This window comes from Dietzia sp. UBA5065, from assembly GCA_002415925.1.
Classification (GTDB): Bacteria; Actinomycetota; Actinomycetes; order Mycobacteriales; family Mycobacteriaceae; genus Dietzia.
Genome location: DIAZ01000033.1, coordinates 6,217 through 7,692, shown reverse-complemented (window position 1 = coordinate 7,692; position 1,476 = coordinate 6,217). Strand labels below are relative to the sequence as shown.

The 1,476-nt window shown below is 70.3% G+C and carries 2 protein-coding genes; both read right to left on the bottom strand.

From position 1 onward, the window contains the following. On the bottom strand, positions 1 to 864 hold an 864-nt coding region (locus B4M60_RS02425), incomplete at its 3' end, for a hypothetical protein (RefSeq protein WP_291079950.1). Further along, the gene (hsaB, locus tag B4M60_RS02420; protein WP_291079948.1) at positions 855 to 1,439 is read right to left on the bottom strand and encodes a 3-hydroxy-9,10-secoandrosta-1,3,5(10)-triene-9,17-dione monooxygenase reductase subunit; all 585 of its coding nucleotides are present in this window, start codon (positions 1,437 to 1,439) and stop codon (positions 855 to 857) included. The genes B4M60_RS02425 and hsaB, both read right to left, overlap by 10 nt. Positions 1,440 to 1,476: the final 37 nt, after the last annotated feature.

Here is a 1,476-nt window from a genome sequence, read left to right as displayed (position 1 = left end):
GACGTACTCCAGCGAGGCGTACCACATGCTGCCCAGCTGGAAGCCCTGGTAGGGCACCCCGGCGACGGGCACGGAGATGATCATGGCCTGGTCCGGCTCGAGCTCGAACACCCCGGCCGAGGAGAACTGCGTGGTGAGCCCTCCGGGCGTCCGCCGCGGCTCGCCGAGGGTGTTGCGCGGCTGGTCGCCGAAGAACCATCCCGGGAACGCCAACCACGTCTGCAGCCTGCCCGTCAGGGCCTCGGCGAGCTTGGCGTAGAACCTCTCCTGACCGGCGAGCGTCACCGGCTCCGGGGCGGTGCCCACCGCGTCGACCCTGCGCAGGATCGCCGACCCGGCCTCCTCCGCGGACCAGTCCGAGAACACCTCGCGGACGGCGATCATCGAGGTACCGGGACGGAGCACGACGTAACCGGGGTCGCCCTCGTCGTCGTCGTACCGCGGCGGTCCCAGCCGGAACGAGTACCGACCGTCGGCGCCGATCTCCAGCGCGCGGTCATCGAAGGCCGCGTGCGAGGCGGCGCGCTCGTCGGCCGAGTACGTCCCGGCCATGACCTGGAAGGACAGGTCCGCGGTGGTGCCGCGCCGGCCCTCGACCACGTATTCCGCGCCGTCGGTGAGGTTGGCGTAGAAGTACAGCGTGTCCGGGTTGTCCAGGCCCATCTTGGTGTACGGCCCGGTGGCCTGGAACAGCTGCGGGTGGCTCCGGCCGCGGTGCTGGCCGCTCTCGATGACGCCGCGGACGGTCCCGAGCAGGTACTCGAGCCCCTCCGCGACGTCGGCCTCGGTGCGCACGTGCGGCGCGGACCTGATGATCTCCTCCGCCCGGGCCAGCGCCTCGGCCAGCGGCGCGGTCACAGCCATGTGTACGAGTCGGCGGAGGTGATGAAGTTCTCCAGCTCCAGCTGCTCGGGCGTCGGGTCCACCACGTCCTCCTCGATGCTGAGGTAGGCGCCCCGGTAGAACAGCAGCGGCCGGATGTCCCGCTCGGTGGGGCCGAGGTTGTGGACGCGGCCGAGGACGATCCAGTGGTCACCGCCGTCGAGCACCTGCTCGATCTGGCAGTCCAGCCACGCCATCACGCCGGCGATCACCGGCGAGCCCAGCGGGCTCGGCGACCAGTCGATCGACGCGAACTTGTCGTCGCCGCGGCGCCCGAACGTCGACGAGACGTCCTCCTGCTCCTCCGAGAGGATGTTCACGGCGAACCTCCCCGCCGCCTCGATGCCCTTCCACGACCCCGAGGTCTTCATCGGGCAGAAGAGCACCAGCGGCGGTTCGAGGGAGAGCGCGGAGAACGACTGGCACGCGAAGCCCACCGGCTCGTCGTCCTTCACCGCCGTGATGACGGTGATCCCCGTGCAGAACTGGCCGAGCGCGTCGCGCAGTTCCCGGCTGGAGAAGCTCTGGCCCTCCGGGCGTTGATCGGTGCTGCTCATGTGCCGTCAGTCCTCCCTGGACTTGGGATCGGGATGC